Origin of the sequence: Sphingomonas sp. FUKUSWIS1 (genome assembly GCF_000733135.1) — a bacterium.
Lineage (GTDB): Bacteria > Pseudomonadota > Alphaproteobacteria > Sphingomonadales > Sphingomonadaceae > Sphingomonas > Sphingomonas aerolata.
In genome coordinates this window covers 1-5,447 of record NZ_JPJC01000081.1, presented here as the reverse complement: position 1 = coordinate 5,447, position 5,447 = coordinate 1, and the positions used below count along the sequence as shown (strand labels likewise).

Here is a 5,447-nt window from a genome sequence, read left to right as displayed (position 1 = left end):
CCCTGCGCCGCCGCCAGCGCCTCCACATCGTGGCGCAGTGCGTCGGCACGATCGAGCGTCCCGCCGGTAAAACCCGGTGCGACATCGGGCAGGAGATCCGCGGTCAAGCTCATCGGCGCACGCCCCCCGCGGATCCGCTTCGCGCGACATCGGCGACCAGCGCGCCGACCACCTCTTTCCGCAACGGCCATTTCTCACCGGGGAAATAATTGACCATCACCGTGCTCCGGACATGACGGACCGGATCGACCCAGGCGAACGTCCCCGCCGCGCCGCCCCAGCCATAGGTGCCCTTCGATGCGCCGCCCGGCACGTCGGCCAGATAGACCGACCCGCCCGCGCCGAACCCCATTGCGTTGCCGGCAGCCGCCGCACCGGTCCCGGTGCCGATCCCGCCGAACGACACCCCCTTGGGCATCAGGTTCGACATGCCGAGCGCGACCGTCTCGGGCTTCATCACCCGCACGCCGCCCAGCGTCCCGCCATTCTGTAGCATGTGCAGGAACCGATCATAATCGCGCGCCGACATCACCAGCCCCGCGCCGCCATAGGGAAAGCTCGGCCGCTCCGCGAACACCGACGTCGCCGCGGGGTCGAGCGGGGTACGGTTGTCGCCGACGAACGCATAGTTGGTCGCCAGCCGCTTCACCTGATCCTGCGGCACCATGAAGAAGGTCGAATTCATCTTGAGCGGCGTAAACATCCGCGTCTGCAGGAACCGCTCGAACGACATCCCGCTCGCCACCTCGATCACCCGGCCCATCACGTCGAGCCCGATCGAATAGCTCCATTTGGTACCCGGCTCCGCGACCAGCGGCAGCGTCGCTGCACGGTTCGCGAAGTCCTCGAGCGAGGTCGGGCGGACCTTGGCCATCTGCGTTTCCATCTGCGCATTGACCGACATCGGCAGCACGCCGCGTTGCTCATATTCCTTGAGCAGCGGACCCTTCACATTGATGCTGTAGCCGAGCCCCGCGGTATGCGTCAGCAGCATGCGGATCGTGATCGGCGTCTTCGCGGGCCGCGTTGCCAGCGACGTATCGGGGTTGGTCGCGACCGTCATCGTCTTGAACGCGGGGATGTATTTGCTCAGCGGATCGTCGAGGTTCAGCCGACCGTCCTCGACCAGCATCATCGCCGCCATACCGGTGATCGGCTTGGTCATCGAATAGACCCGCCACAGCGAATCGGCGTCGGCGAACGGCCGCCCCGGCTCGTCGCCGATTTTGCCGCTCGCCAGGAACAGGGTCGGCCGGTCACCCAGACCGAACGCGCCGACGATACCGGGCATCTTGTTGTCGCGGACATAGCCGTCGAACAGCCGTTCGAGGCTCGGCAAGGCGGCGCGTGCGGGATCGCCCGCGCGTTCGGTGACGGCGATAGGGCCGGGCGCGGCCTGTCGCTGCGCCTGCCCCAAGGCTGCGGTCGTTGCCAGTGCGGCAATCACGCCGGTCGAAATCCAGTGTGCACGCGTCATGCAGGCCTCCCTATCGCGCCCGTATAGCCTGGGCGGCCTTGGCGAAAACGGTCGGCAGCCCGGCGGTATCCAGGGTCTCGACGGGCCACCATTCGCCGGGTTGATGCGCCTCCACCCGCGCCACCGCAAGACCGAGTTCGAGGTCGAAATGCGTGAAGCCATGCGTGACGCGGTCGTCGAGCATCTGCCAGTCGGCCTGTGCCGGTGCGGCCTCGAACCCCGGCAGCTGGTCGGTCCAGGGCCCGGTCGGCAGCGCGCGCATGCCGCCGAGCAGCCCGGTGTCGGGGCGACGCACCAGCAGCACCTGTCCGTCGCGCTCGAGCCAGAAGATCGTCCCGTGACGCTGCGGCTTGGCGGCCTTCTTCGCCTTGACCGGCAGCCGTTCGGGCTCCCCTTGCGCAAAGCCGTCGCAGTCGGGGCGAAGCGGACACAACAGGCATTTGGGACTGCGCGTCGTGCAGATCGACGATCCCAGATCCATCATCGCCTGCGCGAAATCGCCCGCTCGCATGTCGGGCGTGATGGTGTCCGCGGCCGCCCGGATCGCCGGACGCGCGGCGGGGAGCGGCGTCGTGATCGCGAACAGCCGCGCGACGACACGCTCGACATTGGCATCGACCACCACCGCCCGCTCGCCGAACGCGATCGCCGCCACCGCCGCCGCGGTATAGGCGCCGAGCCCGGGGAGCGTCCGCAGCTCGGCCTCGGTGCGCGGAAACACGCCATCATGCTCCGCGACCACGACCTTCGCCGCCTTCACCAGGTTGCGCGCGCGGGCATAATAGCCGAGCCCCGCCCAGGCGGCCATCACATCGGCATCGTCCGCCGCGGCGAGGCTTTCGAAATCGGGCCAGCGCGCGGTCCAGGCGAGGAAGCGCGGGGTGACCGCGGCGACCGTGGTCTGCTGCAGCATCACCTCCGACAGCCAGACGCGATAGGGATCGACCGTCTCGCCCGGCCGGGCGCGCCACGGCAGCACGCGGCGATGCGCGTCATACCAGTCGAGCAGGGCGACGGGGACCGAAGAGCGCTTGGCGTTCACGCGCCGCCTATGGCATGGGTGGCGCGATGAGCAACCCGCCCGGTATCACCACCGAACAAAAGTCCGCGACCGCGGCCAGCGCGACGGACGTTCCGCCCGCGCGCAAGACCGCCGTCCGCAAAGCTGCTGCCCGCAAGCCCAAAGTCGACGCCGATGCGCCGCGCGCCAACCGGTCGCGCGCCGTCGCCGAGCTGCTCCCCGCGATCGGCGGCGCGGCGTTCCGGCGCTTCGGCTTCATCCAGTCCTCGGTCGTCAGCCGCTGGCCCGAGATCGTCGGCGAACGCTTTTCCGGCGTCAGCACGCCCGAATCGATCCGCTTCCCGATGGGACAGAAACAGGATGGCGTCCTGACGCTGACCGTGCGCGGCGCGCATGCGCCGATGATGCAGCACGTCATTCCCGAGATCACCGAGCGCGTGAACCGCTTCTTCGGCTATGCCGCGGTCGCGCGCATCACTATCCGCCAGGGCGAGGTCGCCAAGCCACGCGTCAAGGCGGCGCCGCCCCCGCTCCGCACCGTTCCCGCCGAGCTCGGTCTCAGCCTGAAGGGCATCGCCGATCCCGAACTGCGTGCGGTCCTCGAATCCCTCGCCGCCGGCGTCGCCTCGACGAGCGGCCTTCCCAGGATCAGCTGAATGCGTCTGTTCTTTGCGTTGTTCGGTCTCGCGCTGCTCACCGCGGCCGCGCCCGCCCCGAAGCCCGTGCCCGTCACCCGCACGGCGAGCGGCACCTACGTACTCGGCAGCCCCGCAGCCCGGGTCAAACTCGTCGAATATGCCAGCTACACCTGCTCGCATTGTGCCGATTTCTCGACCCAGTCGCAGGCGGTGCTGAAGGGCAAGATGATCGCGTCGGGATCGACCAGCCTCGAATTCCGCCACATGATCCGTGACCGGCTCGATCTCGCTGCGGCGGTGCTCGCCCGCTGCACCGGGCCGCGTGGCTTCTTCCCGACATCGGCGGCGATCTTCGCGGCGCAGCCCGCCTGGCTCGAAAAGGGGATCGAGTTCCAGCAGGTCAACGCCGCGCGCATCAACCTCTATCCGCGGCCGGCGCAGCTCAAGGCCTATGCCGATGGCGCGGGGCTGACCGATCTGGTCAAGGCGCGCGGGCTGTCCGCCGCCGCGATCGACGCGTGCTTCGCGGATACGGCGGAGATCGACCGGATCCTCGCCATCACCGCGGCGGCACCGCCCGAAGTCGATTCGACGCCGTCCTTCTTCATCAACGGCAAGGTCATGCCGCATGGCGGCTGGGCCCAGCTCGAACCCGCGCTGCGCACTGCCGGCGCCCGCTAATTTCGTTGGAGTATCCCGCATGAAGTTCGTCACTGCCATCGCCGTCCTGCCGCTCGCGCTCGCTGCCTGTTCGGGGGGCGATTCGTCGAACACGACCCAGGCCGCAGCACCTGTCGCCGCGGCGACCGCACCCGCCGGTCAGAACTGGACCGAAACCGTCGTCAAAACCGACGAGGGCTATCTGATGGGCAACCCCAATGCCCCGATCAAGCTGGTCGAATATGGCGCGCGCTCCTGCCCGACCTGCGGCGCGTTCGGCCGCGAGGCGTTCAAGCCGCTGACCGACAATTACGTCTCGACCGGCAAGGTCAGCTTCGAATTCCGCGACTTCCTCGTCCACGGCGCGCCCGACGTCGCGCTGACGCTGCTCGGCCAGTGCGGCGGGACCGCGCCGTTCTTCCCGATCCTCGAGCAGATGTACCAGAACCAGAACGCCTTCCTCGACAAGCTCCAGACGATGCCCCCGGCGATGCAGCAGAGCCTTGCCAATCTCGCCCCGACCGCGGTCGCCACCAAGCTCGCCGAGCACATGGGGGCGATCGACTTCGTCAAGCAGCGCGGCATCCCCGAGGCCAAGGCGCGTGCCTGCCTCGCCGACCAGAAGCAGCTCGAGATCATGGCCAAGCCGACCGAAAACGCGATGCAGTCGGGCACCGTCACCGGCACGCCGACCTTCCTGCTGAACGGCAAGAAGATGGAAAACGTGCTGTCGTGGAGCGAGATGGAAAAGGCGCTGAAGGCCGCCGGCGCGTAAGCCGCATCCCGTCCGGCGGGCATTTGTCAGCCCGGAGTGTGCCCCTGCGAAGGCGGGGACCCGGTCCGGGCTGCCGCCTTCGCGGAAGAGCAGGAGCGCGCTACGCTCGCCAATCGTGAAGGGAGAGCGCGCGCCATGCAGATCAAACGCCTCCGCATCACCGGGTTCAAGAGCTTCGTCGAACCCGCCGACCTGGTGATCGAACCCGGGCTGACCGGCGTGGTCGGCCCCAATGGCTGCGGCAAGTCGAACCTGCTCGAGGCGCTGCGCTGGACGATGGGCGAGGCCAGCGCCAAGTCGCTGCGCGGTGCCGGCATGGACGACGTGATCTTTGCGGGGACCGCGACCCGCCCCGCGCGCGATTTCGCCGAAGTGTCGATCCTCGCCGAGATCGCCGGCCCCGACGGCGCCGACGAACGCGAGATCGTCCGCCGGATCGAACGCGGCGCAGGGTCCGCCTACCGGATCGACGGCCGCGAGGTCCGCGCGAAGGATGTCGGGCTCCTCTTCGCCGACGCCGCGACCGGGGCGCATAGCCCCGCACTGGTCAGCCAGGGGCGGATCGGCGCGGTCATCGCCGCCAAGCCCGCCGACCGCCGCGCGATGCTCGAGGATGCCGCCGGGATCGCCGGACTCCATGTCCGCCGCAAGGATGCCGAGGCGCGGCTGCGCGCGACCGAGGCCAATCTGGCCCGGCTCGACGCCGTAATCGCCGATCAGGACGCGCGCGCCGCCGCGCTCAGACGCCAGGCGCGCGCCGCCGAACGCTATCGCCTGTTGTCGAACCAGATCCGCGTCGCGGAGGCACGGACGATTTTCGCACGCTGGCGCGACGCCGCTGCCGCCGCCGAGTCGGCGACCGCCGACGCCGCGCGG

Annotated in this window: 6 protein-coding genes; 4 read left to right on the top strand and 2 right to left on the bottom strand. The window is 69.1% G+C overall.

Going from position 1 to position 5,447, the window contains the following annotated elements; genetic code table 11:
• Positions 1-109 precede the first annotated feature (109 nt).
• Entirely contained in the window at positions 110-1,477 is a 1,368-nt protein-coding gene (locus tag sphsw_RS05915; protein WP_031439791.1) for a serine hydrolase domain-containing protein, read from the bottom strand.
• A gap of 10 nt (positions 1,478-1,487) precedes the next feature.
• Entirely contained in the window at positions 1,488-2,519 is a 1,032-nt protein-coding gene (locus tag sphsw_RS05910) for an A/G-specific adenine glycosylase (RefSeq protein WP_031439790.1), read from the bottom strand.
• 26 nt (positions 2,520-2,545) lie between these two features.
• Between sphsw_RS05910 and sphsw_RS05905 the strand changes: the two genes are divergently transcribed.
• From sphsw_RS05905 to sphsw_RS05890, 4 genes are all read left to right on the top strand, one after another.
• Positions 2,546-3,154: a DUF721 domain-containing protein gene (locus tag sphsw_RS05905; RefSeq protein WP_031439789.1), complete on the top strand. Its 609-nt coding sequence runs from the start codon at positions 2,546-2,548 to the stop codon at positions 3,152-3,154.
• Positions 3,155-3,817, top strand: coding sequence for a DsbA family protein (locus sphsw_RS05900; protein ID WP_042466643.1), 663 nt, complete (start codon positions 3,155-3,157; stop codon positions 3,815-3,817). It abuts the gene before it with no gap.
• 19 nt (positions 3,818-3,836) lie between these two features.
• Positions 3,837-4,571 (top strand): thioredoxin domain-containing protein, encoded by a 735-nt coding sequence (locus sphsw_RS05895; protein ID WP_031439788.1) that lies wholly within the window; start codon positions 3,837-3,839, stop codon positions 4,569-4,571.
• A gap of 135 nt (positions 4,572-4,706) precedes the next feature.
• A partial coding sequence (locus sphsw_RS05890; RefSeq protein WP_031439787.1) for an AAA family ATPase occupies positions 4,707-5,447 on the top strand: 741 nt, incomplete at its 3' end.